This window comes from Streptomyces physcomitrii, assembly GCF_012273655.1.
GTDB lineage: Bacteria > Actinomycetota > Actinomycetes > Streptomycetales > Streptomycetaceae > Streptomyces > Streptomyces physcomitrii.
The window spans coordinates 1-25,546 of record NZ_JAAWWP010000028.1 but is presented as its reverse complement, the minus strand read 5'-3'; the positions used below and the strand labels follow the sequence as shown (position 1 = coordinate 25,546).

The window sequence follows — 25,546 nt, the reverse complement described above, 5'->3', positions numbered from 1 at the left end:
TGGGCTGACGACCGGACTTCACCGTCCGGATGACGCCGCTCACCCTACCGGCGCCGTCCCGGAATGCGGAAAACCGCGTCCGCCTGCTGGGACGCGCGCCGCCCGCCTGAGCAAGGCGCGGCTCAGGCGGGCCCGGCGGCCTTCTCAGGCGGGCGCGGCGGTGCTCAGGCGGGCTGCTGCGCCGCCGTGATGCGCTCGGAGCGCAGCGCCTCGTACCAGCGGTCGTCGGTCGGCGGCAGTGCGTTCACGTCCAGCGCGAGGCGCAGCAGCAGGTCGGCGATCTGCGGATTGCGGGCGAGCACGGGCCCGTGCATGTACGTACCGAAGACGGTGTCGTTGTACGCGCCCTCGGTGCCGTCGCCGGTGCCGTTGCCCTTGCCGAGGCGGGTGCGGGCGAAGGGCCGGGCGGTCGGGCCGAGGTGGGTGATGCCCTGGTGGTTCTCGAAGCCGGTCAGCTGCGGCAGGCCGAGCGGGGGGTCGATGTCGCCGAGGACGTCGCCGACGCAGCGCTCGCCCTCGCCGCGGGTGGAGACCACATCGAGCAGGCCGAGGCCGGGCTGGCGCTGGTCGAGGTCGTTGATGAACTCGTGCCCGAGGATCTGGTAGCCCGCGCAGACCGAGAAGATGATCGCGCCGTTGCCCGCGGCGCGGGCGAGGCCGCTGTCCCGGCGCAGCCGCTCGGCCGCGAGCCGCTGCGGGCGGTCCTCGCCGCCGCCGATCAGATAGATGTCGCCGGAGGTGGGCACCGGCTGGTCGCTGCGCACGTCGATACGGGTGACGTCCAGGCCCCGCTGGCGCGCCCGACGCTCGACCACCAGCGCGTTGCCCTGGTCGCCGTAGGTGCTCAGCAGGTCCGGGTACACCCACACCAGGCGCAGGCTGTTGTCGCTCATGCTCGTCAATCCTCGCTGGTCAGTTGCCGACGCGGCGGCGCAGGTCCTGGAAGGCGGTGTAGTTGGCGATGACCTCGATACGGCCCGGAGGCGCCATCTGGACGGCCTCGTCGAGGTTCTGGCACACCTGGAAGCTCTGGTGCGCGACCTCCAGGCGGACCGCGAGGTCCAGCTTGCGGTCGCCGATCACGAAGATCGGGTGTCCGGTGAGCCGGGTGTAGTCGACGTCCCACAGCCAGGAGGTGTCGGTGCCGTCGGCGCCGCGGGCGTTGACGGAGAGCACGACCGGCGTCGGCGGCTGGTCGATCAGGGAGAAGGTCTCCAGCCAGCCCGCGGGGTTCTTCGCGAGCAGCAGCCGCAGGTCGCGGCCCTGGAACTGGACCACGTCGTAGCGTCCGGCGACCGCCTGCACCTGGTACATCCGCTCCAGGGCGACCTGCGGGGGCACCCCGAAGACGGCGGCGACCGCGGCCGAGCTGGCGGCGTTGGCGCGGTTGGCGCGCCCCGGCAGCTGGAGGTGGATGGGCCAGGCGGAGCCGTGCGGGTCGAGGACGTACTCGCCGTTGAGGGCCCAGCTCGGCGCCGGGCGGCGGAATCCGCACTCGCCGCAGAACCAGTCGTCGCCGGGGCGCTGCATCACACCGCCGCAGGACGGGCAGGACCAGGCGTCGTCCTTCCACATCTGGCCCGCCGCCACCCAGACGACGTTCGGTGAGGAGGAGGCGGCCCAGACCACCAGCGGGTCGTCGGCGTTGGCGATGACGACGGCCTTGCTGCCCGACAGGCCCTCGCGCCAGTGCTCGGCGAGCATCCGGGTCTCGGCCGCCCGGTCGAGCTGGTCCCGGGAGAGGTTCAGCAGGGCGATGGCCTTGGGCTCGGTGTCGCGGGCCACCCCCGCGAGGTACTTCTCGTCCACCTCGATGACGCCGAAGCGGGCGTCCGAGCCGCCCGCGAGGGCGGAGGTGATGCCCGCGGGCATATTGGCGCCGAGCGCGTTGGAGACCACCGGGCCCGCCGCGCGCAGGGCCTCGGCGATCAGCCGGGTCGTGGTGGTCTTGCCGTTGGTCGCCGAGACCAGAATCACGTCCAGGTGCTGGGCGAGCCGGCCAAGGAGATCGGGACTGAGCCGGAGGGCGACCTTGCCGCCGATCACCGACCCGCTGCCGCGGCCCGCCGCACGTGAGACCGCCGCGGCCGCCTTGCCTGCCGTCACGGCCAGTCTGGCCCGCGGCGGCAGCGGCTCCGTGTTGCCTGCCATCGTTTTGGATCCTCCTCGCGTACGCCGCCGCGTCTGCCCCGGCATCGTGTGCCCTCAGCCTATCGAGATCTCGTCACCGGCCTGAACTGCGGCACCACCAAGGCCCGGTGGAACATCCCGGAACGTACGCTTGCGGCCATGCCGCACCGCCCGATCCCGGGTGCCTCCGGGCACCCCCGCCCGCTGACCCTGCTCGGTGACGAGATCCTGCGCCGCCCCTGCGCCGAGGCGGTCGACTTCGGGCCACGCCTGGAGCACCTCGTCGAGGACCTCTTCGCGAGCATGTACGCGGCCGGCGGGGTGGGTCTCGCGGCGAACCAGATCGGCGAGAGTCTGCGCGTTTTCGTCTACGACTGCCCGGACGACGAGGAGGTGCGCCACCTCGGGCACCTGGTCAACCCGCGTCTGGTGGCGGCCGACGGGATCGAGCTGCGCGGACCGGAGGGCTGCCTGTCGCTGCCGGGCCTGGAGGCGGGCACCCCGCGCTTCGACCACGCCGTGGTGGAGGGCGTCACGGCGCGGGGTGAGCCGCTGCGGGTCGAGGGCACCGGCTTCTTCGCCCGCTGCCTCCAGCACGAGTGCGACCACCTCGACGGGCTGCTCTACCCCGACCGGATCACCGGCTGGCGCCGCCGCAGGGTGCTGCGCGCGGCGGCCCGTACGGCATGGGGGAAGGCGGTGGCGGCCCGGGCGTGAACCCGTCGCTCGCGGGCGTGGACCGGCTACAGGGCCCGGTCAGAACCCGGGTCCGCCCTCGCGGTCGTCGGCCTCGGCCAGTCGGCCCCAGAGCAGGTCGGTGAGCCCGCGGACCAGTTCGGCCCGCGAGCACGGCCGCTCGCCCAGCCACCAGTCGCCCGCCGCGTGCATCATGCCGACGATGCCGTGGCCCCAGACCCGGGCCAGCTGCGCCCCGCCGGGGCCGAGATCGATCCGGTCCTCGATGACCTCGGCCAGCTCCTCGCCGAGTCGGCGCAGCAGGGGCACCGAGTGCACGCCCACGTCGAAGCCGCCCTCGCTGCTCGGCGGCGACTCGGCCGGGTGCATCAGGAAGCGGTAGACCTGCGGCCGGGACTCGACGGCCAGGAGGTAGGTCTCCAGGGTCGACTCCACGCGCCGCCGGCGGTCGGCCGGGGCGTCCAGGGCATCCCGCAGGGCCCGCAGCAGCGCGTCGGTGTGGCGCTTGGCGAGCGCCGCGTACAGGCCGCCCTTGTCACCGAAGTGGCGGTAGAGGATCGGCTTGGTGATCCCGGCCTCGGCGGCGATCGCGTTCATCGAGGCGCCGGGCCCCTCGCGCAGGACCACCCGGTCCGCGGCCTCGAGCAGTTGCCGGCGACGGCGCTCCGCGGGCGCCTCCGGTCCGGACTGCTGCCTGGTGTTCATGAGCTCTCCCCACCCGTGATGATCCGGTCACGCCGGGGCAACGTAACACCCGCGGAGAGGCGATGGTGGACACGGGAGTTGACACGACCTACCCGCCGGTAACATAATCGCGTTACCTCAAGTAACACGCATGTGGATCGCACCCGCTGGAGGGGTCATGTCCGAGTTCACCATGGATCTCAGTGAAGAGCAGAAGGAAATCCGGGAGTGGCTCCACGGCTTCTCGGTCGACGTGATCCGTCCTGCCGCCGCCGAGTGGGACGAGCGCGAGGAGACCCCCTGGCCGGTGATCCAGGAGGCCGCCAAGCTCGGCATCTACTCGCTGGACTTCTACGCCCAGCAGTACTTCGCCCCGAACGGCCTCGGCATCCCGATGATCATGGAGGAGCTGTTCTGGGGCGACGCGGGCATCGCGCTGTCCATCGTGGGCACCGGCCTCGCCGCCGTGGGCGTCGTCGCCAACGGCACCGAGGAGCAGATCGGCACCTGGATCCCGCAGATGTACGGCGACGCCTCCGAGGTGAAGGTCGCCGCCTTCTGCTCCTCCGAGCCCGACGCCGGCTCCGACGTCGGCTCGATGCGCACCCGCGCGGTCTACGACGAGGCCAAGGACGAGTGGGTCCTCAACGGCACCAAGACCTGGGCGACCAACGGCGGCATCGCCAACGTGCACGTCGTCGTCGCGAGCGTCGACCCGGAGCTCGGCACCAAGGGCCACGCCTCCTTCATCGTGCCGCCCCGGACTCCCGGGCTCTCCCAGGGGCAGAAGTTCCAGAAGCACGGCATCCGCGCCTCGCACACCGCCGAGGTGGTCCTGGAGGACGTGCGCGTGCCCGGTTCCTGCCTGCTCGGCGGCAAGGACAAGCTGGACGAGCGCCTCGCCCGCGCCCGCGAGAAGGCCAAGAAGGGCGGCGAGCGCGTGAAGAACGCCGCCATGGCGACCTTCGAGGCCTCCCGCCCGGCCGTCGGCGCGATGGCGGTCGGCACCGCCCGCGCCGCCTACGAGGTCGCGCTCGACTACGCCAAGACCCGTGAGCAGTTCGGCCGCCCGATCATCGACAACCAGGGCATCGCCTTCCAGCTCGCCGACATGCGCACCCAGATCGACGCCGCCCGGCTGCTCGTGTGGCGGGCCTCCTGGATGGCCGCCAGCGGCCAGGCCTTCACCGCCGCCGAGGGCTCCCAGTCCAAGCTCTTCGCCTCCGAGGTCTCCAAGAAGGTCACCGCCCAGGCGATCCAGATCCTCGGCGGCAACGGCTACACCCGCGAGTACCCGGTGGAGCGCATGCACCGCGACTCGGCGATCTACACGATCTTCGAGGGCACCAGCGAGATCCAGCGCCTGGTGATCGCCCGCACCCTGGCCGGCGTGCCGATCCGCTGACCCCCGGCCCGGATCCGGGGACCCGGCGTACAAGAAGCGCCTGCACCCTCCGGTGGAGCCGGAGGGTGCAGGCGCTTTCCCGTCCCTGGCGGGGAGAGCCCCGGCCGGACGGGGGAATCACGGCCGGGGCTCGTACGAGGTGGACACGGGCGGCGGTCGCCTCCCGGCGCGGGGCTCCACGGGGCTTCAGCCGGACGATCGTCCCCGTGGGCGAGATGATGAGGCCCGGGGTCACAGTCCCGCCCGCGTCCACACTGTGAAGAACGACAGGCCGGGTCCCGGTGTTCCCGGCGCCGCCCGCCCGCGGGCGTGAGCCTGCTATACGCCCTCCCAGACCGTGGTGGCGTTGCAGAACTCGCGGATGCCGTGGCCGGCCAGCTCGCGGCCGTAGCCGGAGCGCTTGATCCCGCCGAAGGGGAAGGCCGGGTGGGAGGCGGTCATGCCGTTGACGTAGATGCCCCCGGCCTCCAGGCTCCGCTCGAAGCGGGCCACCTCGGCCTCCTCCCGGGTCCAGACATTGGAGCTGAGCCCGAAGGAGGTGTCGTTCGCCACGGACACCGCCGCGCTGATGTCCGGCACCCGGTACAGGCAGGCGACCGGGCCGAAGGTCTCCTCGCGGTGGATGCGCATCTCGGGGGTGACCTCGGCCAGCACCGTCGGCGGGTAGTACCAGCCCGCCGCGAGCGCCTCCTCGGCGGGCCGCTCGCCCCCGCAGAGCACGACCGCGCCCTTGGCCTTGGCGTCCTCGACCAGTTCCTCCAGGTCGGCGCGGCCCTGCTCACTGGCGAGCGGCCCGACGTCGGTGCCCTCCGCCGTCGGATCGCCCACGGTGAGCGCCCGCATCCCCGCCGTGAAGTACACCGAGAAGGCCTCGTACGCCTCCTCGTGGACGATGAACCGCTTCGCCGCGATACAGGACTGGCCGTTGTTCTGGACCCGGGCGGTCACTGCCGTTCTCGCGGCCTGCTCCAGGTCCGCGGAGGGCATCACCACGAAGGGGTCGCTGCCGCCGAGTTCCAGGACCGTCTTCTTGATCTCGTCCCCGGCGATCGCGGCCACCGAGCGGCCCGCGCCCTCGCTGCCGGTGAGCGTCGCCGCGGACACCCGGCTGTCGCGCAGGATGCCCTCGACCGCGCCGGAGCCGATCAGCAGGGTCTGGAAGCAGCCGGGCGGGTATCCCGCCTCCCGGAAGAGGTCCTCCAGGTAGAGGGCCGTCTGCGGGACGTTCGAGGCGTGCTTGAGCAGGGCCACGTTCCCGGCCATCAGCGCGGGCGCGGCGAAGCGGACCACCTGCCACAGCGGGAAGTTCCACGGCATGACGGCGAGCACCACACCGAGCGGCCGGTACACCACCCGGACCCGGGCGGCGCCGGAGTCCTCGACGTCCTCCGGCCGCGGCAGTTCGTCCGCGAGCAGCCGCTCGGCGTTCTCGGCGTACCAGCGCATCGTCTTCGCGCACTTCGCCGCCTCGGCCCGGGCCTGCGCCAGCGGCTTGCCCATCTCCGTGGTCATGGTGCGCGCGATGCTGTCCCGGTCCCGCTCCAGCAGCTCGGCGGCGCGGCGCAGCAGCTCGGCGCGCCGGGCGTAACCGGTGCTGCGGTAGTCCGCGAAGGCGGAGGAGGCGGTGGCGATCCGGCGCTCGATGTCCTTCTCGTCCAGGGGGTCGAACGTCTTGAGGGTGCGGCCGTCGGCCGGATTCACTGTCGCGATGGGCATGGCTGCGACCTCCTGAGGGCTCACTCCGACCCTGACCCGCCACGTCCGGGGGCGCAACGCGGCACGGACGCGCCCCTCGACACGGCGCCCGCGCCCTCCTCCCCGGGCGCCTTGCCCACCAGGGCGCTCGACTCCGCCCCCAGGCGCCCGGCCACACCGCAAAGCGCTCGGCTCCACACAAGGCGCTCCCCTCCGGACCAAGGCGCTCAGCCGCACCTCGATGCGCCCAGCCACACCGCAAGGCGCTCGACTGCGCACCAAGCCGCCCGGTCGCCCACCAAGGCGCTCCGCCGCACCCGAAGTGCTCGGCTACGCGCCCAGGTGCTCCGCGAGCCGTTCCAGGAACACCGACTGCGCCTTCACCACCAGCCCGGCCGCCTCCTCCAGCGGGAACCAGGCCACCCGGTCCAGCTCCGGAAAGCTCTGCTCCCGCCCGGAGCCGCGGGGCCACTCCATGGTGAAGGTCCCGGGCACCACCGCGGCCGGGTCCAGCTCGCCCTCCACCGCCCACACCGTGACCCGCTTGCCACCCGACTGGCGGACCTCACCGAGGTCGAGGGCCGGTCCCTCCGGCGCCGGGAGCCCCAGTTCCTCGGTGAACTCCCGCCGCGCCGCGGCCCAGGCGGGCTCGGGATCCTCGTACTCGCCCTTGGGGACCGTCCACGCGCCCGCCTCGCGCCGCGCCCAGAACGGTCCGCCCATGTGCCCGAGCAGCACCTCGGTGCCGGGCACCCGGCGGAAGAGCAGCAGTCCCGCGCTGCGCCGCGCGCTCATCCCGGCCGCCCTCAGGCACCGGCCGCGAGCACCGTGTCCACGGTGTCCGCCTCGGCCGCCGGTTTGTCCTCGCGGTAGCGCACCACGCGCGCGAAGCGCAGCGTCACCCCGGCCGGATAGCGGCTGGAGCGCTGGAGGCCGTCGTAGGCGATCTCCACCACCAGCTCGGGCCGCACCCGCACCACGTGCCCGTCGTCCGAGGTGGCCAGCTCCCCGAGCCGCTCGGTCTGCCAGTCCAGCAGCACGTCCGTCAGCCCCTTGAAGGTCTTCCCGAGCATGGCGTACGTACCGTCCTCGCGCCGCGCGCCCAGATGCAGATTGGACAGCTTCCCGGTGCGCCGCCCGTGGCCCCACTCGGCGGCCAGGACCACCAGGTCGAGGGTGCGTACGGGCTTCACCTTGAGCCAGGAGGCGCCGCGGCGGCCCGCGCTGTACGCGGCGTCGAGACCCTTGACCACCACGCCCTCGTGGCCCCGGGCCAGGGTCTGCGCGAGGAACTCCTCGGCGCGTTCCCGGTCGTCCGCCGCCCGCGGTGCGCCGAGCACCAGGCGGCGTACCCGCATCGGTTCGGGGACGAGCGAGGCGAGCCGGGTGTGCCGTTCGGTGAGCGGCAGCGGGAGCAGGTCGGTGTCGTCCAGGGAGAGGACGTCGAAGAAGACGGGGCTCAGCGGGAGGGCGGCCGCGGCGGCGGCGACATCGGAGCGGGAGCCCACCCGGCCCGCGATGTCCTGGAAGGAGCGCGGCCGCCGCTCCTCGTCCAGGGCGATGACCTCGCCGTCCAGGATGAACCGCTCCTTCGGCAACTCCAGTGCGGCGCGGGTCAGTTCGGGCACCCGGGCGGTGATCTCCTCCAGGGTCCTGGTGTAGACGCGCACCCCCTCGCCGTCCCGGTGCACCTGTACGCGGATGCCGTCGAGTTTCTCCTCGACCGCGCAGGGGCCGAGCTTGTCCAGCGCCTGGGCGACCGAGGAGGCGCTGCGGGCGAGCATCGGCTGCACCGGGCTGCCCAGCGTCAGCCGGAACTCCGCGAGCGCCTCTTCGCCCCGCGCCAGCACCGCCGCGGCGACCGGCTCCAGGGAACCGGCCAGCATCACGGCCCGCCGCACCCCGGCCGCGGGCACCCCCGCCGCCTGCGCCAGGCCCTCGGCGGCCACCGCGTCCAGGGCGCCCTGGCGGACCTCGCCGGTCAGCAGCCCGGTCAGGAAGCGCTGCTCCTCCTCGGTCGCGGCGCCCATCAACTCGCCCACCAGGCGCCTGCGTTCGGCCTGCGAACCGGCGCCGGAGACCTCGCCGAGCGCGGTGAGGGCGGCGTCCACCGCTCCGACCGTCAGGCTCGGCGCCGAGGCCGCGGGCGGCGGGTCCTTGAGGCTGCTCCAGCCGACGCCGATCCGGCCCTGCGGCAGCCGCCCCGCCAGATAGGCGGCCACCAGGGGAGCCTCGGACGGCTCCGCGGCCCGGAACAGCTCGGCGAGCAGTGCGGTCTTACGGGACCGCGCGGGAGTACCGGCGACCTCCCGGGAAACCTGGGCCAGCTGTGCGAGGAGCATGCAGCCATGGTGCAACGGAAGCCGGGCGTACGCCCTGCGGCAGCGGCGCGCCACGCAGGGGCGGCGGCCGGGATCCCGCCCTCCGAACGACCCGGCCCTCCGGGAAGGCTCCGCCGACTTCGACAGGCAAACTTGCAAGTTCACCTGCGCAGTGTCTACGGTCGGGCGCATGCCCCCCTCCGCCACCGAGCCCGCACCGGAGCAGCTCGCCGCCGAACTCACCGACGTCATGCGGCTGTTGGTGCGACGGCTGCGCGGAGAGGCCCGGGACTCCGGGCTCACCCCCTCCCAGCGCTCCGTCATGGCGCGGCTCGACGCCGAGGGGCCCGCGACCACCGCGGCGCTGGCCAGGGCCGAGTTCGTCCGGCCCCAGTCGATGCGGGGGACCCTCGCCGCCATGGTGGAGCAGGGCCTCGTCGGACGGCGCCCCGATCCGGACGACGCCCGGCAGTCCGTGCTCTTCCTCACCGGCGAAGGGCAGCGCGTCCTCGCCTCGGTCCGCGCCGCCAAGCACGAGTGGCTCACCGCCGCGCTCACCGAGGAACTCGGCCCCGGCGAGCGGCGCACGGTGGCCGAGGCGAGCCGCCTCCTCGCCCGCGTCGTACGCCACTGAACGCCCCGCCGCCACTGAACGCCCCGCCCCGCGCGGGCACCCCCGCAACCGAAAGGCCGGACCCATGACCGCCACCCGCCTGGACCCCGTCACCGCGCTCGTCGTGATCGACCTGCAGAAGGGGATCACCGCGCTGTCGACGGCGCAGCCCGCCGAGCACATCGTGGAGCGTTCCGCCGCCCTGGCCAAGGCCTTCCGCGCCAAGGGGCTCCCGGTCGTCCTGGTCAATGTGACCGGCGGGGCGCCCGGCCGCACCGAGCGGCACCTCGCCGGTGGTGAACGGCCCGCCGACTGGGCGGAGTTGGTGCCCGGCCTCGGCGCCGAGGACGGCGACCTGCGGATCAGCAAGCAGCAGTGGGGCGCCTTCCACGGCACCGCCCTCGACCTTGAACTGCGCAGGCGCGGGGTCACCCAGATCGTCCTCGCCGGGATCGCGACCAGCATCGGCGTCGAGTCCACCGCGCGCGCCGCGCACGAGCACGGCTACCACGTGACGATCGCGACCGACGCCGTCACCGACATGGACGAGGCCTCGCACACGCACGCGCTGACCAGGATCTTCCCGCGCCTCGGCGAGACCGACACCACCGAGGCGCTGCTCGCCCTCCTCGGCTGAGGCCCGCGGCAGGACGTACGGGCGGTCCCGCCGCGGTCCGTTGCGAGGCCGCCGTCGCCCCGGTTACCGCTCCCCGGTTACCAGTCCCCGTCCGAGACCGGCTTGCCCGGGGCGTCGCCGAGCAGTTTCACCTGGTCCGGCGAGGGCTGCTGCCAAGGGGTGTGGTCCTCGCCGAGCCACTCGCCGACCGGCTGCACCGAGGCGAGGCCCTCGGAGGGCGCGAGATCGGTGCCGCTCTCGTCGTAGTAGTCGTACCAGGGCAGACCGGCCCGGGTGTACGCGGCGCGGTCGACCGGGGAGGGCGGCGGCTCCTCGCCGGTGATCAGCCGCCACTGCGGCGGGGTCACCAGGTGGACGAAGACCCGGCCCGCGGCGCTCGACTCCCAGTCGGTGGGCGGCCGTTCGTCCTCGTACACCTCCTGGCGCATGGTGCCGCCCGCGCCCATGCCCATGGCGGCGCCCGCCGCGGCCATCGGTGCCGCGCCGCCCGGTGCCGGTGGCGGGGCGGCACCCCACCCGCCGAACTGGGCGGCGCCGCGGGCCAGTTCGGCCCGGCGGGCGGCCTCCTCGGCCCGCCAGGCGTCCAGCACCGCCGGGCGGAGAGTGAAGCTCTGGAGCTGCAGTCCGCCCCAGGTCTCCTCGCCGGTCAGCTGCCCCTCGACGGTGGCGCCCATGCCGAGCGGCACCGCGACGAACTGACGCACCGTGCCCTTCCCGGAGTTGATGCCGTCCAGCCAGGGCTGACGGGGCAGCGTGAGGTAGTTCTGCGGGGACCGGTCGAGCGTGTCCGACCAGGGGCTGCCGGAGACCGCGCACACCTTGCCGACGCCGACCTGGAGGGCGGCCGGTTCGCCCGAGTCCACGCCGAAGCTCAGCCACATCGCCTCGCGCAGGTACACCGGCAGCATCACCCCGCCGCGCCGCAGCCACTCCGGCGGCGCCGACTGCGGATAGTCCGCGACCGCGCGCACCGGGAACTCGCCGAGTCCCGGCGGCAGCGGATGCGTCCCGGTCTCCGGCAGCCGCAGCGTCCGCATGAAGCGCACCCGCACCTTCCCCGGCAGCACCACTGTGTTCTGGTCGATCCGCGCCGATTCCGCCACCGGTTGTGTCCCTCCGTACGACTGGTCCTCGCCCCTTTCCACGAGCGGCGGCCCCGATCGGTTCCCGGTGCGGCGCCCCCGCGCCCACGAGGCGGCCGTACCGGCTCTGACCACGGGTAACATCCCTACCGCCGAAGCCGACAAGCAGGAGGACGCGTGCCCGTGACAGCCGATGTGCCGGCCCGACTGCCCGAGATCCTCGCCGCCGCGGCCGAGGACAGCGGCGGCGCGCTGTGGCGGCTGGCCGCCGAGCCGCGGCAGCTGGACGCCAACCTGGTACGGATCGCCCCGCACGGCGGCGTCGGCGCCCACCGGGAGCAGGTCCTCGACGTGCTGCTCTATGTCGCCGAGGGCGGGGGCACCCTGCTCAGCGGCGGCCGGGAGCAGCCGCTCACCCCGGGCACCGTGGTCTGGCTGCCCCGCGGCTGCGAGCGCGCGCTCTCGGCCGGGCCCGGGGGCCTGGTGTACCTCACCGCGCACCCCCGGCGGCCCGGGCTCAGCATCCAGGGAGCGGGGACCGGCCCGGCCGCGGCGGCCCAAGGAGGCGAGGCGGCCTGCCAGTTGCACCGGGTCTGCGCCGACTGCGGCAGGCTGGCCGGGGAGTCGGACGCCCGCTACTGCGCCCGCTGCGGCGCCGCGCTGCCGCACGACTGAACGGGTGCCGCGGCGGGCAGAGAGCCACGCACGGGACACGCGGCACGGACGCGGTACGGCACGGAAGACGGCCGGGGGACGAGAATCCGGGCGGGGACGAGGACCTGCACGGGTACCGGGCCCCGCGCCCGGAGCCGTGCCCGCCCCGCACCCACGTACACCCACCCACCCGTACACGTACACACGCACCGCTACAGCGAAGGATGAGGCCCCATGGCGCAGCAGGTGAAGGCAGTTGTCGCGCACGCGGTCGGCGAGCCGGTCCGCATCGAGACGATCACCGTGCCCGACCCCGGACCCGGCGAAGCCGTGGTGAAGGTGCAGGCCTGCGGCGTCTGCCATACCGATCTGCACTACCGGGAGGGCGGCATCAACGACGAGTTCCCCTTCCTGCTCGGCCATGAGGCGGCCGGGATCGTCGAGTCGGTCGGCGAGGGGGTGACCGACGTGGCGCCGGGGGACTTCGTCATCCTCAACTGGCGTGCGGTGTGCGGCCAGTGCCGTGCCTGTCGGCGCGGACGGCCCTGGTACTGCTTCGACACCCACAACGCCAAGCAGCGGATGACCCTCGCCGACGGCACCGAACTCACCCCCGCCCTCGGCATCGGCGCCTTCGCGGAGAAGACCCTGGTCGCCGCCGGGCAGTGCACCAAGGTCGACCCCTCGGCCTCCCCGGCCGCGGCCGGTCTCCTCGGCTGCGGCGTCATGGCGGGCATCGGCGCCGCGATCAACACCGGCAACGTCGGCCGGGGCGACTCGGTCGCCGTCATCGGCTGCGGCGGGGTCGGCGACGCCGCGATCGCGGGGGCCCGGCTCGCCGGGGCCGAGAGGATCATCGCCGTCGACATCGACGACGAGAAGCTACGCACGGCCATCCGGATCGGCGCCACGCACAGCGTCAACTCCCGCAAGGAGGACGCCGTGGAGCGGATCCGCGAGCTGACCGGCGGCTTCGGCGCGGATGTCGTCATCGAGGCGGTCGGCCGCCCCGAGACCTACGAACAGGCCTTCTACGCACGGGACTTGGCCGGAACGGTGGTCCTGGTCGGGGTGCCGACCCCGGAGATGAAGCTCGAACTCCCGCTGCTCGACGTCTTCGGCCGCGGCGGCTCCCTCAAGTCCTCCTGGTACGGGGACTGCCTGCCCTCCCGCGACTTCCCGATGCTGATCGACCTGTACCGGCAGGGACGGCTCGACCTGGACGCCTTCGTCACCGAGACCATCGCCCTGGACGAGGTGGAGCAGGCGTTCACGCGCATGCACGAGGGCCGTGTGCTGCGTTCGGTGGTGCAGTTCTGATGGCCGCGCGGATCGAGCACCTCGTCACCTCGGGCACCTTCTCCCTCGACGGCGGGACCTGGGAGGTGGACAACAACGTCTGGATCGTGGGCGACGACGAGGAGGTCGTGGTCCTCGACGCCCCGCACGACGCCGCGGTCATCGCCGAGGCGGTCGGCTCCCGCACCCTCAAGGCCATCGTGTGCACCCACGCCCACGACGACCACGTACGGGTGGCACCCGCGCTCGCCGAGCGCACCGGTGCCCCGATCCTGCTGCACCCGGCGGACCGGGAGCTGTGGGACCGGACGCACCCGGGGCGGGCACCCGACGGCGAGCTGGCGGACGGGCAGGAGATCACGGTGGCCGGCACCGTCCTGCGGGTCATCGAGACCCCCGGGCACTGCCGCGGCGCCGTGAGCCTCTACGCGCCGGACCTCGGCACCGTCTTCACCGGGGACACCCTCTTCGCGGGCGGCCCCGGCGCCACCGGACGCTCCTTCAGTGACTTCCCGACCATCGTCGAGTCGATCCGCACCCGGCTGCTGACGCTGCCGCCACAGACCGAGGTCCGCACCGGCCACGGGGAGAGCACCACCATCGGGGCCGAGGCCCCGCACCTGGACGAGTGGATCGCCCGCGGCCACTGACCGCACGCCCATCCCGGCCCGGGACCGCGCGGTACGCACGGAAGGGTCGGGGGCGGTGTGCTCCACCCGCCCCCGACCTCAGCGCACCCGCGCCGCCCGGCGGTTGCCGTGCCGCAGCCGCACCGCCGAGTCCAACTCCTCGGCACCGGTGGCCCGCCGCAGATTCTCCAGCGGCCCGGCGGCCAACTCCCCGAGCAGCGGCCCCGGTTGACCCTGAGTGCTCAGCTGCAGCGTCACCCGTACCCGGAGCCGTCCCTTGCGTCCGCCGCCGATCCGTACGCTCCCGGCCGCCACCCCGGGGTGGCGCTCCAGCTCCTCCGCCACCGCCGAGGCGAGCGCGCGGGTGCGCAACCGCAGCCAGGGCCGGGGCAGATGGAGGATCCGCCTGCGGCCGGTGGCGGTCTGCGCGAAGAACCACCACAGCAGGAGGAGCACCAGCAGCGCCAGCGCGCCGATCACGGCGGTGTCCCACCAGCCGCGTGCCTGCAACTCCGCCCAACGCTCCCGGTCGAGCAGCCGCGAGCGCGGGGAGGGGCCGCGCCACCAGCCGGGCAGCCGCTCCTCGGCGAAGCCGCTGACCGCGAACCAGGCGCCCGTGCCCGCGAGGGCCAGGCCGAGAACACCGAGCAGGACCCGGTTCACCGCGGTGCGCATCATCGACCGCCCTCCTCTTGCCGCTCCGGTCCGCCCGGGTCGTCCCGCTCAACGTCCTTGCGCAGAGAGAGAGTCGGCCGCACGACCGTGGAGTCCGCCGCGGGTCCGGCGCCGTCCCGCCCTGCTTCGCGGGCCCCGCCACCGGCGGCGTCCGGAGTCGGCTCGTACGGCAACTCCGGCCGCTCGGGGGCGAGTTCGGGTACGGGCGGGGCGGACCCGGGGGCCCGCCAGTTCTCGTCCGCGACCAGCCGCAGCCGCCACTTCACCGGCCGGGCGAAGCCGCACCCCGCCACGGCCTCGGTGAGGGCCCGCCGTACTTCCTCGCCCACCTGCTCCAACTCCCCGAAGCCGACGCGGACATGCACCCGCGCCCGCCTGCGGCCCATCCGTACCCGGGCCGAGCCGACGCCGTTCTGGGCGAGCACCGCGTCCCGCAGCACGAGCGCGGCGGCCGGACGGTCGAGGGTGGCCGCGAGCCGCGCGGCGGGGGAGTCGAGCGGCAGCCGTCCGCGCAGCCCGGGAGTGAGCGCCAGGAAGACCATCAGGAGCCCGAGCAGAGCGGTGCCCGCCCCGGCCCAGGAGACCCAGCTGTCGGAAACCCGGGCGTCCGCGAGACTGTCGAAGGCGTGCGTCCGCCAATCGGCAGCGCGGCGCCCGGTGCGTACCGCCACCACATCGGCGAGTACCGCCCCCGCCGCGCCCGCGAGCACCAGGGCCACCAGCGCGGACGGGATCCGCCGCGGGGACCAGGGCCGCCGGGTGCGGTGCCGGGGGGTGTTTGCCGCCTCCGCCGCCCGCGGCGGCGCCCCGCCGAGCCGTCCCAGCTCGCCGGGGGTGGCGAGCCGGGCCACCGTCACCCGCGTGCTCGGCACCCGCAGGCCGGTCAACTCCTCCGTACGACCGCTCACATGACGCCTGATCAGCTCACCGGACTCCGGCAGGTCCGAGGGGTAGGGCAGGCGCACCTCCAGGGCCAGGTGGGCGGTGCGCCCGCGCCGGGACAGGCTGACCTTGCGGGCGGTCTTCGCCGCGGTGACGGCCTCCGAGGCGGCCCGCTCGGCGATCTTGCGCACCACCCGGTCGGCGACCTCGGTCGCCCCCCGCTCGGCGGCGGGTTCCATCAGCGCCTCCGCCCCTGCCCGGAGAGGAACTCCCGCAGGTCCACGCCGTCGTCGAGCAGCCGCCCGACCACGAAGCCGACCGCACCCAGGGCGGCCACCAGCAAGAACGCGCCGAACCCCCCGAACCACCCGGCGAACCCGAGGGCCATGCCCACCGCCAGGCCAAGCACCGCTCTGCTCATCCCTCTTCCTCTCCCCTTCGACTCACTCGCCCCGACCCGCCGCCGGGCTCCGGCCGCCCGGCCGCGCACGCACCGCGCGCCGGGCCCCTCGGCCCGGCGCGGCGGCGACCCGGCTGCCGGCTACTCCACCCGCGACTCGACGGGGGAGCCCTCCGCGTCGTCGCCCGGCAGGTGGACGTCGTTCACGGCGACGTTGACCTCGACGACCTCCAGGCCGGTGATGCGCTCCACGGCGTCGATGACGTTCTCGCGGACGTCGCGGGCGACATCGGTGATGGGCACCCCGTACTCGACGACCAGGTCGATGTCGATCGCGGTCTGCCGCTCGCCGACCTCGACCTTCACCCCGCGGCCGACATTGGGCCGCCCGCCCGGCACCCGGTCGCGTACCGCGCCGAGCGTGCGGGAGAGGCTGCCGCCCATGTCGTGCACACCGGGGATCTCGCGGGCCGCCATGCCCGCGACCTTGACGACGACGACATCGGCGATGGAGGTCTTGCCGCGGTTCGCCGCGGGTTCGGCGACACCGCTCGTCCCGCTCGCGACGGTCGTGGAGTTGTCGCCTGCGGCGCGCCGCTGCGGCTTCGAGGCATCGCTCGCGACGGTGGAGACTTCCTGGGTGGTGGTCATGCGGGTCTCTCCTTGGAATCCCTCGGCACGTGTGGCCGTGTCTGGTCGTTGGACACGGCACGGCAGCCGGATGTCACGCGGGTTCGAGGATTTTTTTCCGACAGTCCGGAGATTTTCCCGCCGTGGGTGGCAGAAGAAGAATTCCGGTCCTGTCGCGTGACGTTTCGCGCCGGGCCGTGTCGAACGGTTACGCCCACCAGAGTCGAAGAGGAGCGGTCGATTGCCCGGCGACGGGAACCACACCTCCGGACCCACCCCGTCCGGACCTGCCGCCGACCCCGGCGACGAACTGCTCGCCGCGCGCGCACGGGAGGGCGACGAGGGCGCCTTCGAGACCCTCGTGCACCGCCACGGCCCCGCACTGCTCAAACTCGCCGTCCGGATCCTCGGCGACACCGCCGAGGCGGAGGACGCCGTCCAGGAGGCCTTCGTCAGCGCCTGGCGCAGGCTCCCCGAATACCGGGGGGAGGCCGCCTTCCGTACCTGGATGTACCGCATCGTCACCAACCGCTGCCTGAACCAACTGCGTTCGCGCCGCCCCGCGGCCGACCTCGACACGGTGCCCGAGCCCGCGGCGCCCGAGCACGAGGCCTCGCCCGCGAGAGCCGCGGAGTCCACGGCGGCCATGAAGGCGCTCGGCACCGCCCTCGCCGAGCTGTCCCCCGAACAGCGGGCCTGCTGGGTCCTGCGGGAACTGCACAATCAGTCCTACGAGGAGATCGCGGAGGCGGTCGGAATCACCCACCAGGCGGTCCGCGGCCGGATCTTCCGTGCGCGCCGCCATCTGACGGAGGCGATGGGAGCATGGCGTTGAACGCGAACCCGGTGCCGCCGGACGACGACCTGCCCGACACGGAACTCCTCGACTGCGGACGGAGCCTGGAGTCGGTCTGGGCCGTCCACGACGCCGAGGGCCCACCCGACCCCCACCTGCTCCGGTGCCCGCACTGCGCCACGGCCCTGCGCGAACTGCACGCCCTGGACGACCTGGTCCGCCAGGCCCGCTCCGCCGACGAGGACACCGCGGCGGCCGACCCCGCCCGGCTGACCGCCCGCGTGATGGACATCGTCCGCCTCGAACTGCGCCCCGGGCGCAGCCTCCCGCTCGGCGAGGCGGACGAGGACCTGTGGATCGTGGAGGCCGCGGCCGCCAAGTCCTTCCGGGCGGCGGCCGACGCGGTCCCGGGCGTGCGCGCGGGCAGCTGCCAGGTGCTCCCGCTGACACCGGGAGCCGGTCGGGTACGCGGACCGGTGACCGTGCGCCTGGAGGTCGCCGCCGCCCTGAGCTGGAACCTCCAGGACGTCGCCGAGGCGGTCCGCACCGCCGTGACCTCGGCCGCCGTACAAGCCCTCGGCCTCGACGTACGGGCCGTGGACGTCGCCGTGATCGACATCCTGGACGACGAGGACGCACCGGACGGGGGAGACCGCGGATGACCACCGAGGACAGCAGCAGCCGCAGGCAGGTGGAGGAGGCGGTCGCCGCGGCGGCGGCCGGGGTCCCGGGCGTCGCCTATCTGCGCCCCGGGCTCACCGGACTGCTGCGCGCCCGCACCGCCCGCCTGGTGCACGGCACCGCCGGGCCGGAACCGGTCTCCGGGGTCCGGGTCCGGCTCGGCGCCGACCGCAGCACCTGGCAGATCGAGGTGAAGCTGACCACGCTGACCGGGCATCGGGCCGTCGACGTCACCCGGGCGGTGCGTACGGCCGCGAGTGCCGCGGCCGGTGCGCTGCTCGGGGTGCCCGAGGCCCGGGTCGCGGTGAGCGTGACGGTCACCGGGGTGCTCTGAGCGCGCGCCGTCACACGCCCTCCCGCCGCTCGGGGGCCGAACCGGGCTCCAGCGGCGGGCAGTTGACGGCGAGATAGGAGCGGCACATCGGCCGCGGGGCGCGCCGCAGCCGCGGGCGCACCGACTTCGGCCGGACGAAGAGGGCAGCCGCGGCGGAGGCGGCGAGGAAGAGCCCCGCGGTGAGCAGCGCGGCCCGCCGGAAGGAGGCGTCCACCGCCGGGGCCGAGGTGTAGGCGTCCCCCGAGAGCCCCACCACCAGGGGCAGCGCCGCCACGATGAGCAACTGCGCCACCCGGGCCGCGGTGTTGTTCACGCCACTGGCCAGACCGGCGCGCGCCGAGTCCACCGAGGCGAGCACGGTGGCGGTCAGCGGCGCCACGAACAGGCTCATCCCGAGGCCGAGGACCACCACCGCGGGCAGCACCTCCGTCGGGTACGAGGCGCCCGGGCCGACCCGCAGCATCAGGAGCGCCCCGGCCGCCCCGACCAGCGGACCGGCGATCAGCGGCGGCGCCGGGCCGATCCGCTTTGCGAGGGCGCCGGTGCGCGAGGAGAGCAGCAGCATCAGCGCGGTGATCGGCAAGGTGGCGATCCCGGCCTGGAGGGCGTCGTAGCCGAGGGTGGTCTGCAACTGCACCGGCAGGAGGAAGAGCATGCCGCCGATGGCCGCGTACAGGCACAGGGTCATGCCGTTGGTCGCGCTGAACAGCCGGGAGCGGAAGAGGGAGAGCGGGAGCATGGGATCCGCCCGCCGCCGCTCGACCGACAGGAAGGCGAGCCCCGCGGCGAGCGCGAGCAGCGCGGAGAGGCCCACCTGGAGCGCGGAGTCGTGGGCGGAGGCGCCGATCAGGGCGTAGCTGACCCCGCCGAGGAAGAGCGCGGCGAGGACCGCGCCCCGGACGTCGAAGGGCTGCTGCCGGGCACCCTCGTCGCGGCTCTCCGGCACGAACTTGACGGCGAGCGCGAGCACCACGGCGGCCAGCGGCAGATTGATCAGGAAGATCCACCGCCAGCCGGGCCCGTCGATCAGCCAGCCGCCGAGGAAGGGTCCGAGCGCCCCGGCCACCCCGGTCAGGCCCGACCAGGCGCCGACCGCGCGGGCCTGGTCGTCCGGATGGAAGGAGGCCCGCACCAGGGCGAGCGAGCCCGGCGTCAGCAGGGCGCCGCCGACGCCCTGCAGCGCGCGGGCGCCGATGAGGACGCTCTCGTCCGGGGCGAGTCCGCACAGCGCCGAGGCGAGCGCGAACCAGCCTGCCCCGAGCAGCAGCGCCCGGCGTCTGCCGATCCGGTCGCCGATCGCCCCGCCCCACAGCAGCAGGGCCGAGAGCGTCAGCATGTACGCGTTGACCACCCACTGGAGGGTGGACAGCGAGGCGTCCAGATCACGCCCCATCCGCGGCAGGGCGACGTTGACGACCGTGCCGTCGAGCATGGCCATCCCGGAGGCGAGGACCACGCAGACCAGCACCCCGCGCCCGCGGGCGGAGGACAGCCGCAGTGTCCCGGCAGCATCTTCGGTACCGCTCATGCCACCAGCTTGTCGGCCCGCGGAGCCCGCCGCCTCCGGAAACGCGGAAACGGCGCGGCCCCGCGAGGCCGGGTGTGGAGCCGGTCGCGGGGCCGCCGTGTACGTGATGCCGTCAGTCGTGTACGTGGTGCCGTCAGCCGCCGTTGACGGCGTCCGAGAGTGCCTGGTCGGCCGCGGCCGCCGAGGACTTCCACAGCGTGGTCACCGGCTCCCAGACGACCACACCGTCCGGCGCGCCGAGCGAGGCGGCCGGGAAGCTGCGGCCCTGGTGCGAGGGGTCACCGGCGACGGTCACCGAGTCGACGACCCGGGCATCGGGGTTGTCGAGCCTGCTGGTCGTCCGCACCGAGGCGTACGCGGTGGCGCCCGGCTTCACCCGGTACGGGGCGCTCTCCGACGGCGGCACCGGCTGCGCCGCGCCGTCCAGGTCGCCGAAGGTCACCGTCGGGATCTGGTCGACCACGCAGGCACGGGTGGCCCGGTTGGTGACGCTGATGTGCAGGACGTCCGGCAGCTCCGTACCGGTGGCCTGCACGGTCAGCTGGTTCTCCCGGCAGGTGGTGTCGGCGGAGGCGGCCGGGCCGCCTGCCCAGGCCGCGGGCGCGGTGGCGGCGAGCGCGGCGACCGCCGCCGAGGCGGCGAGGATGGAACGAGCGCGCATGGTGTTTCCCCTGTTCGAAAAGCGTGGTCAGGGCTCGTGTGCCCGGTCGGCGCGCGGCTCGCGCGCCGCACCGGAGGAAGAAGCTGGGTCCCTGTACGAGCCGGATACCACTAGTGACTGCCGAGCAGCCGCCGAGGTTGCACGGCCGGGGAGGGTTCCCCCGATCGGCCGCGGGTTCCGCCGGGGGTGCGTGCCTCGGCACCCGGCGGGGGCCGTTCCGGCGTGGACTGCCGACGAGTCAGCATGGCCGGAACCGGGCGCAGTTGACCGCCCGGCCGGTATCCGGGGACGGCCGCGGGCTCCAACTCGGCGATGGCGACCTGCTGTTCTGTACGGCAGGGGAGTGGCAGCGGGTGTCCGGCAGCAAGTGCCCGGTGGCTACGGCAGCGGGAAGCCGAGCGCCTCGGCGGCGCGCTCCGGGGTCGGCTGGTTCCACCGTTCGGCCATGGCGGCGGCGCTGGAGAGCGAGCGCGGTTCGGCCACATCGAGGTACAGCCGGCCCGCGAGGTGGTCCGTCTCGTGCTGGACGATCCGGGCGGGCCAGCCGGAGAACACCTCGTCCAGGGCCGTGCCCGCCGCGTCGAGCGCGCGCAGGCGCACTCGCGCGTGCCGGGCCACCACCGCCCCCCAGCCCGGCACGCTGAGGCAGCCCTCGAAGAAGGCCGCCCGGCGCTCACCCACCGGTTCGTAGACGGGGTTCAGGAGCACCCGGAAGGGCAGTGGCTCCCGCTCGCGCGCACGGCGGATCTCCTCGGGGACCTCGGCCGTGTCCTCCAGCACCGCCAGCCGGAGTGCGAGCCCGACCTGCGGTGCGGCGAGGCCGACACCGGGTGCCGCGTGCATGGTCTCCCGCATGGCCTCGATCAGCCGCTCCAGCCGGCGCGCACCGAGCTGCCCCTCGTACGCCGCGGCCGGACGCCGCAGCACGGGATCGCCCGCGGCGACGATCGGCAGCGGCAGCGGACCGTCGAGCAGGGCATCGACCTGGGGGACCAGCGCGTCTGAGGACATGCCCCCAGGATGCCAAGTCCGCGCGGCGGGCGGGGCCCCGGGCCGTCGCACGGGCGACCTCAGTGCACGCAGAACTCATTGCCCTCCGGGTCCGTCATGACCACCCACTCCCCGGCGGGCTCCTGGACGTGCCGCTGGACACCGGCGCCCAGGGCGCGCAGGCGCTCCACCTCCGCCTCCCGCTCCCCGGCCGGGCCGTGCAGGTCGATGTGGAGCCGGTTCTTGCCCGTCTTCCGCTCCTTCGAGGGCACCCGGTTGAAGAGCAGCCGCCGCCCGAGACCCCCCCCGCTCTCGGGGTCGTAGGGGTCCTCGGGATGGCGCACCCCGGCGGCGTCGCGCCAGGCCTTGCGGCCGTCGCGGTCGAGCAGGATCTCGGGAGGGACGGCGCCGAGGCCGAGCAGCTTGCCGATGAGCACGCTGTGGTCCTCGACCTCGTAGTGCAGCGCGGCCGCCCAGAAGGCGGCCTGCGCGTGCGGATCACGGGCGTCGACGACGAGCTTCCAGTGCACGGGAGTTGCGGTCATGGTCACCACTTATAGAGCCCGGCACTGACAACACCGCCGAGCCACTCTTCTCGGCCACCCGGCGGGAGTAGGCGGAGCGGCGCGTCAGGGGACCCGGCGCTCAGATGTCCTCGCGGGCATGGGAGTTCGCTTCCAAGGGGGGATAGCCCGGGTCACCGGTGTTGTGGTCCGGGCCGTCCGCTGCCGGCTGGCGGTGGCCTTCCGGGAGGCAATCCGGCTCATGGGAGATATAACCGGCGAGGGCCAGATTCGCGCCGGTCTGGAAACGGCTGGTGGCATTCGCCTGTTCCATGATCTGGGCGATATGGCGGCGACAGGTGCGGACACTCATACCGAGTTTCCGCGCGACATTCTCGTCCTTGTGGCCCTGGGCGAGGAGTTTGATGATGGCGTGCTTGAGATTCTGCGTGATGTGCGGGGTCGCCTGGGTCGTAGGGGTGTAGGGGGTGGCGTTGTTCCACAGGTGGTCATAGGTCTTGCAGAGAAAGGCGACCAGCGTGGGTTCCCGGATCAGGGCCGCGCCCGGCCGCCGGTGGGTGATGTTCTGCTCGGGCAGGAACACCGTTTCGCGGTCGTAGATGATGATCCGGTCGATGAGTTGGTCGGTGGTACGGACCTGGGCGCCCTGATCGGTGATCGTACGGATGTAGTTGACCGTGGTGAGATCGGTGCGCGCGGTGTGCTGGTAAAGGTGCTTGATAGTGAGCCCGCGCTGAAGATTGTGGAGCGTCCGGGGACGGGCGTTCTCCAGAATATCCGCGGGCCGCGGGCCGCCGGGCTGGGCGGTGAGGATTTCCTTGGTGGCGTTCAGCCCGTGGTCGTTGAGTGTTTTCTGCAGCGTGGCGATATCGGTGATGATGTCGAACGCCTCGGTGTGGTTCCGGTGCTGCCTGCTCTCGTAGTACAGCGGCTGGAGCGTCTGCATCCGGTTGCGGGTGTGCGTGACCGCCTTCTGCAACTGCTGGATGTGGTGCTCGGTGGTGGCGAGGAGTTCGGCGGTGGCCGCGTCCGGGCTGAGCGGGATCAGCGTGCGCGGCTGGCCCGGGACCGGCTTCAGGAGGTGGAGCTGGGTGAGCGTGTGCGTGATGTCCTCGGCCTGCTCGGCGGTCAGCCCGAGGACCTCCATGATGTGGTCGGCCTGGTAGCGGCCGTTGAGCACGGCGTGCCGGTAGGCGCTCGCGGTGAGGTCGTCGAGGTGGTCGAGCGTGGGGGTGTGCAGCGTGTGCTGCAGGGCGTCGGCCGTCTCGCGGTCGGTGTGCGCCTGCGGCCGGCCGGAGGAGGGCGGGCCGCTCCGCTCGTGCGGGGCGCGCGCCTCGGGGACCGCTGCGCCGGGGCCGGCCGCCGGGTGGTCCTGGTCGGCGGGGTGGGGCGCGGGCTGGGAGCGGGGGGCTGGTTGGGCGTCGTCCATGTGCCGGCTGGGGTTCGTGTCCTCGGCGCCTTCTGTGTGGGGAGTGGGCGTCCCGGGGGCGGCTGGGACGCCGTCCGCGGAGCGGTGGCCGACCGGGCTCGCGGTCGCGTCGGGGGGGAGACCGGTGGTGCGGGCGTGGGTGGGCTTGTCCGTTTGCTCCGTGGGGGCACGGGTGGTGTTATTCGGGTCGGTTTCGGACATCCCTGGTTCTCTCCCCCGGCTGAAAGTGCATCGTGCCTGACAACTTTACGTCACCGGCATTGGGTTGGCGGGTTTCGGTAAGCGGCATGCTCGCACGGTCACCGACCGTTTCTCCGCCTCCGCTGCGTAAATGCCCGGCCGCCGCAAGGTGTGGGTAAGGCCACTGTGCGCACGGCGGGTCGGCCGGGTCTTTGTCCCGCCTTCCCGAAGCCTCGGTGGAACTGTGAATTCCGTTTAGCGGAAAGTGATTGCGCCGGTACGCAGACGGGTCCGGTTCCGCTGACGGGGCATGTACCGAGGGGTACGGGATCGCCGTCCCGCAAGCCCCGTGCGGGGCCGGATCCTGATTACCCGTGAGTTTCGTCGCCGGGTTTCCCGTACTTTCGCAAAACCGGACCGCTTTCCTCTTTTCCCTTTGCGGTGACGGTTTGTCCACCCGCCCGCCGGGCCGCCGGGGCAAGGCCGCTGCCGGTCCCCGGTCCCGCGGCGGGCGGAGCGGGTCCGTCGGTGCGCGGGTGCAAAGAGCCGGTCGCGGTGGGCCTCGGTCTGCCTGGGCCGGGGGCATGTGGGGGAACTGCCCGCGCGGCCGGTACGGAGAAACCGAAAGTGCCGTAAACGGTTTTTGTCAGGCTTGTTTCGCGGAAGGGCGCGGCGGGCCACGGCGCCCGTACGCGGGCGGATCCTCCCCTCGCGTACGGGCCCGGCTGCTCAGTTCTGCCGCGCCGGCGGCGGTGCGGTCGGCAGTACCAGGGCCTCCGGCGGCTGCCCGGCCGGGCACAGCAGTACGAGGCGTTCCGGCGGCGTTCCGGCGGGGGGCTCGCGCAGGGTGCCGATGAGCGTGGCCGCGCCCTCGGGGGTGTGGCGGCCGAGGGTGGTTTCGAGGGCCGGATCGGGGGCCGCGACCACGAGATGGGTGGGTTCGCTGGCCGTGGTCCAGGGTTCGAGTCCCAGGGCGCTCATGGCGAGTCGGGTGTCGGGGGCGAGGGGCAGCAGGTCCGGGTCGACGGCGGGGGAGAGGCCGGTCTCCTCGGCCAGGGCGGTCAGCGTCGCGGCCAGACCGCCGGTGCTCACCGGGCGGATGCCGCGCAGAGCCTCCGGATGGCCCTGGTGGAGACGGGTGAACAGGCCGGTGAGCGGCCGTAGCCGAGCGTGGATCAGCTGCTCGTAGCCGAGTTGGTGGCGGGTGGCCAGGAGGTGGGTGCCGTGGTTGCCGAGGGGGCCGGTGAGCCAGAGCCGGTCGCCCGGCCTCGCCGGTGCGGTGGTGGGGGCGGCCGGCAGCAGGCCCGTGCCGGTGGCCGTCAGGTAGAGCTGGTCGGCCTCGCCGGTGCGGACGACGCCGAGGTCGAAGCCGCCGAGCGGTACCTCCGCCTCGGCCAGGCTCTCGCGTACCGAGGCGCTCAGGGCGCGCAGGCGCTCCAGGGAAAGACCCGCCTCGACCACCGCGGTGAGGCTGAGGGCCAGAGGGCGGGCGCCTTGGGCGGCAAGGGCGTTGACGGTGGCGCAGACCGCCAGGCGGCCGATGTCGCCGTCCGGCCAGAAGGGCGGCTCCGGGGTGAAGGTGCCGGTCGTCCAGGTCAGGCGGCCTCCGGCGGGCACCGGCGGCGGTTCGGGTGTGCTCACGTCGGCGAGGGCGGCACGGAAGAGCGCGGTCAGCGAACGCTCGCCCCGGGCCTGCCCGAGCGTGACCTGACCGGCGGGCCAGGGGAGCGGTCCGCCCGTCCCCTGGCCCGCGGTGTCCGTGTCCCGGAAGCGCGTGAGCTCCGCGGGGTGGCTCATCGGCTCAGCCGGTACCGACGCGGAAGCGGTTGATGGCGTCCAGGTGCTTGGCGCGCAGTTCGTGATTGCGGACGCCGAGTCCTTCTTCGGGGGCGAGGGCGAGGACGCCGACCTTGCCCTGGTGGAGGTTCTTGTGGACGTCGTAGGCGGCCTGGCCGGTCTCTTCGAGGGAGTAGACCTTGGAGAGGGTGGGG

27 protein-coding genes and 1 pseudogene are annotated in these 25,546 nt (G+C 73.7%); 10 read left to right on the top strand and 18 right to left on the bottom strand.

Annotation, left to right across the window (positions count from 1 at the left end; all coding sequences use genetic code 11):
* Window positions 1–164 precede the first annotated feature (164 nt).
* Together HFV08_RS28865 and HFV08_RS28860 are read right to left on the bottom strand one after the other, a co-directional pair.
* Complete coding sequence (locus HFV08_RS28865) at window positions 165–893, bottom strand: type 1 glutamine amidotransferase (RefSeq protein WP_168543449.1); 729 nt, start codon at window positions 891–893, stop codon at window positions 165–167.
* Window positions 894–912: 19 nt separating this feature from the next.
* Window positions 913–2,151 carry a Mur ligase family protein gene (locus HFV08_RS28860; protein WP_168543447.1) on the bottom strand — a complete coding sequence of 413 codons (1,239 nt, stop codon included), beginning with the start codon at window positions 2,149–2,151 and terminating at the stop codon, window positions 913–915.
* 138 nt (window positions 2,152–2,289) lie between these two features.
* Here HFV08_RS28860 and def point away from each other — a divergent pair, with 138 nt between their 5' ends.
* Window positions 2,290–2,847: a peptide deformylase gene (gene def / locus HFV08_RS28855; protein WP_168543445.1), complete on the top strand. Its 558-nt coding sequence runs from the start codon at window positions 2,290–2,292 to the stop codon at window positions 2,845–2,847.
* A gap of 39 nt (window positions 2,848–2,886) precedes the next feature.
* On the opposite strand, the gene HFV08_RS28850 is transcribed toward def, so the two are convergent.
* Entirely contained in the window at window positions 2,887–3,531 is a 645-nt protein-coding gene (locus tag HFV08_RS28850) for a TetR/AcrR family transcriptional regulator (protein WP_040255709.1), read from the bottom strand.
* Between the two features lie 157 nt (window positions 3,532–3,688).
* On the opposite strand from HFV08_RS28850, the gene HFV08_RS28845 reads away from it, so the two are divergent.
* Window positions 3,689–4,915 carry an acyl-CoA dehydrogenase family protein gene (locus HFV08_RS28845; protein ID WP_168543443.1) on the top strand — a complete coding sequence of 409 codons (1,227 nt, stop codon included), beginning with the start codon at window positions 3,689–3,691 and terminating at the stop codon, window positions 4,913–4,915.
* A 318-nt stretch (window positions 4,916–5,233) separates the two neighbouring features.
* Here HFV08_RS28845 and HFV08_RS28840 read toward each other — a convergent pair whose 3' ends face one another.
* The 3 genes from HFV08_RS28840 to HFV08_RS28830 all read right to left on the bottom strand — a co-directional run bounded on the left by HFV08_RS28840 (window position 5,234) and on the right by HFV08_RS28830 (window position 8,952).
* Window positions 5,234–6,631, bottom strand: a complete 1,398-nt coding sequence (locus HFV08_RS28840; protein WP_168543441.1) for an NADP-dependent succinic semialdehyde dehydrogenase — start codon at window positions 6,629–6,631, stop codon at window positions 5,234–5,236.
* Window positions 6,632–6,940: 309 nt separating this feature from the next.
* Window positions 6,941–7,405: an NUDIX hydrolase gene (locus HFV08_RS28835; RefSeq protein WP_168543439.1), complete on the bottom strand. Its 465-nt coding sequence runs from the start codon at window positions 7,403–7,405 to the stop codon at window positions 6,941–6,943.
* 11 nt (window positions 7,406–7,416) lie between these two features.
* Window positions 7,417–8,952 carry an ATP-dependent DNA ligase gene (locus tag HFV08_RS28830; protein WP_168543437.1) on the bottom strand — a complete coding sequence of 512 codons (1,536 nt, stop codon included), beginning with the start codon at window positions 8,950–8,952 and terminating at the stop codon, window positions 7,417–7,419.
* A 169-nt stretch (window positions 8,953–9,121) separates the two neighbouring features.
* On the opposite strand from HFV08_RS28830, the gene HFV08_RS28825 reads away from it, so the two are divergent.
* Together HFV08_RS28825 and HFV08_RS28820 are read left to right on the top strand one after the other, a co-directional pair.
* Window positions 9,122–9,565: a MarR family winged helix-turn-helix transcriptional regulator gene (locus HFV08_RS28825; RefSeq protein ID WP_168543435.1), complete on the top strand. Its 444-nt coding sequence runs from the start codon at window positions 9,122–9,124 to the stop codon at window positions 9,563–9,565.
* A gap of 64 nt (window positions 9,566–9,629) precedes the next feature.
* Complete coding sequence (locus HFV08_RS28820) at window positions 9,630–10,181, top strand: isochorismatase family protein (RefSeq protein ID WP_168543433.1); 552 nt, start codon at window positions 9,630–9,632, stop codon at window positions 10,179–10,181.
* A gap of 77 nt (window positions 10,182–10,258) precedes the next feature.
* Here the strand turns inward: HFV08_RS28820 and HFV08_RS28815 are convergent, their stop codons facing one another.
* Window positions 10,259–11,284 carry a hypothetical protein gene (locus tag HFV08_RS28815; protein ID WP_168543431.1) on the bottom strand — a complete coding sequence of 342 codons (1,026 nt, stop codon included), beginning with the start codon at window positions 11,282–11,284 and terminating at the stop codon, window positions 10,259–10,261.
* A gap of 156 nt (window positions 11,285–11,440) precedes the next feature.
* Between HFV08_RS28815 and HFV08_RS28810 the strand changes: the two genes are divergently transcribed.
* From HFV08_RS28810 to HFV08_RS28800, 3 genes are all read left to right on the top strand, one after another.
* On the top strand, window positions 11,441–11,938 hold the full coding sequence (locus tag HFV08_RS28810) for a cupin domain-containing protein (protein WP_168543429.1): 498 nt from the start codon (window positions 11,441–11,443) through the stop codon (window positions 11,936–11,938).
* 213 nt (window positions 11,939–12,151) lie between these two features.
* Window positions 12,152–13,237 (top strand): S-(hydroxymethyl)mycothiol dehydrogenase, encoded by a 1,086-nt coding sequence (locus HFV08_RS28805; protein WP_168543427.1) that lies wholly within the window; start codon window positions 12,152–12,154, stop codon window positions 13,235–13,237.
* Window positions 13,237–13,866, top strand: coding sequence for an MBL fold metallo-hydrolase (locus tag HFV08_RS28800; RefSeq protein WP_168543425.1), 630 nt, complete (start codon window positions 13,237–13,239; stop codon window positions 13,864–13,866). Before HFV08_RS28805 ends, HFV08_RS28800 begins: the two co-directional genes overlap by 1 nt.
* A gap of 78 nt (window positions 13,867–13,944) precedes the next feature.
* On the opposite strand, the gene HFV08_RS28795 is transcribed toward HFV08_RS28800, so the two are convergent.
* From HFV08_RS28795 to HFV08_RS28780, 4 genes are all read right to left on the bottom strand, one after another.
* On the bottom strand, window positions 13,945–14,523 hold the full coding sequence (locus HFV08_RS28795) for an alkaline shock response membrane anchor protein AmaP (protein ID WP_168543423.1): 579 nt from the start codon (window positions 14,521–14,523) through the stop codon (window positions 13,945–13,947).
* Window positions 14,520–15,641, bottom strand: a complete 1,122-nt coding sequence (locus tag HFV08_RS31225; protein WP_210430921.1) for a DUF6286 domain-containing Asp23/Gls24 family envelope stress response protein — start codon at window positions 15,639–15,641, stop codon at window positions 14,520–14,522. The genes HFV08_RS28795 and HFV08_RS31225 overlap by 4 nt, the downstream gene beginning before the upstream one ends.
* Window positions 15,641–15,823 (bottom strand): hypothetical protein, encoded by a 183-nt coding sequence (locus HFV08_RS28785; RefSeq protein ID WP_168543421.1) that lies wholly within the window; start codon window positions 15,821–15,823, stop codon window positions 15,641–15,643. The genes HFV08_RS31225 and HFV08_RS28785 overlap by 1 nt, the downstream gene beginning before the upstream one ends.
* A gap of 120 nt (window positions 15,824–15,943) precedes the next feature.
* Window positions 15,944–16,453, bottom strand: coding sequence for an Asp23/Gls24 family envelope stress response protein (locus tag HFV08_RS28780; RefSeq protein WP_040255736.1), 510 nt, complete (start codon window positions 16,451–16,453; stop codon window positions 15,944–15,946).
* Between the two features lie 220 nt (window positions 16,454–16,673).
* On the opposite strand from HFV08_RS28780, the gene HFV08_RS28775 reads away from it, so the two are divergent.
* The 3 genes from HFV08_RS28775 to HFV08_RS28765 are packed head-to-tail and all read left to right on the top strand — an operon-like array spanning window position 16,674 to window position 18,243.
* The gene (locus tag HFV08_RS28775; RefSeq protein ID WP_168543419.1) at window positions 16,674–17,267 is read left to right on the top strand and encodes an RNA polymerase sigma factor; all 594 of its coding nucleotides are present in this window, start codon (window positions 16,674–16,676) and stop codon (window positions 17,265–17,267) included.
* Window positions 17,258–17,890 carry an Asp23/Gls24 family envelope stress response protein gene (locus HFV08_RS28770; protein WP_168543417.1) on the top strand — a complete coding sequence of 211 codons (633 nt, stop codon included), beginning with the start codon at window positions 17,258–17,260 and terminating at the stop codon, window positions 17,888–17,890. Before HFV08_RS28775 ends, HFV08_RS28770 begins: the two co-directional genes overlap by 10 nt.
* A complete protein-coding gene (locus tag HFV08_RS28765) occupies window positions 17,887–18,243 on the top strand; it encodes an Asp23/Gls24 family envelope stress response protein (RefSeq protein WP_168543415.1) in 357 nt (118 codons plus the stop codon). The genes HFV08_RS28770 and HFV08_RS28765 overlap by 4 nt, the downstream gene beginning before the upstream one ends.
* Window positions 18,244–18,253: 10 nt before the next feature.
* Here HFV08_RS28765 and HFV08_RS28760 read toward each other — a convergent pair whose 3' ends face one another.
* The 7 genes and pseudogenes from HFV08_RS28760 to HFV08_RS28730 all read right to left on the bottom strand — a co-directional run.
* A complete protein-coding gene (locus HFV08_RS28760) occupies window positions 18,254–19,771 on the bottom strand; it encodes an MFS transporter (RefSeq protein WP_168543412.1) in 1,518 nt (505 codons plus the stop codon).
* Between the two features lie 133 nt (window positions 19,772–19,904).
* Window positions 19,905–20,432 carry a DUF4232 domain-containing protein gene (locus HFV08_RS28755; protein WP_168543410.1) on the bottom strand — a complete coding sequence of 176 codons (528 nt, stop codon included), beginning with the start codon at window positions 20,430–20,432 and terminating at the stop codon, window positions 19,905–19,907.
* Between the two features lie 378 nt (window positions 20,433–20,810).
* Window positions 20,811–21,443: a peptide deformylase gene (locus tag HFV08_RS28750; RefSeq protein WP_168543408.1), complete on the bottom strand. Its 633-nt coding sequence runs from the start codon at window positions 21,441–21,443 to the stop codon at window positions 20,811–20,813.
* A gap of 59 nt (window positions 21,444–21,502) precedes the next feature.
* The gene (locus tag HFV08_RS28745; RefSeq protein ID WP_168543406.1) at window positions 21,503–21,967 is read right to left on the bottom strand and encodes a VOC family protein; all 465 of its coding nucleotides are present in this window, start codon (window positions 21,965–21,967) and stop codon (window positions 21,503–21,505) included.
* A 100-nt stretch (window positions 21,968–22,067) separates the two neighbouring features.
* Entirely contained in the window at window positions 22,068–23,375 is a 1,308-nt protein-coding gene (locus HFV08_RS28740) for a helix-turn-helix domain-containing protein (RefSeq protein ID WP_210430920.1), read from the bottom strand.
* Between the two features lie 909 nt (window positions 23,376–24,284).
* On the bottom strand, window positions 24,285–25,352 hold the full coding sequence (locus tag HFV08_RS28735; protein WP_168543404.1) for an AIR synthase related protein: 1,068 nt from the start codon (window positions 25,350–25,352) through the stop codon (window positions 24,285–24,287).
* Window positions 25,353–25,356: 4 nt separating this feature from the next.
* Window positions 25,357–25,546: pseudogene (locus HFV08_RS28730) on the bottom strand (crotonyl-CoA carboxylase/reductase); the annotation flags it as partial.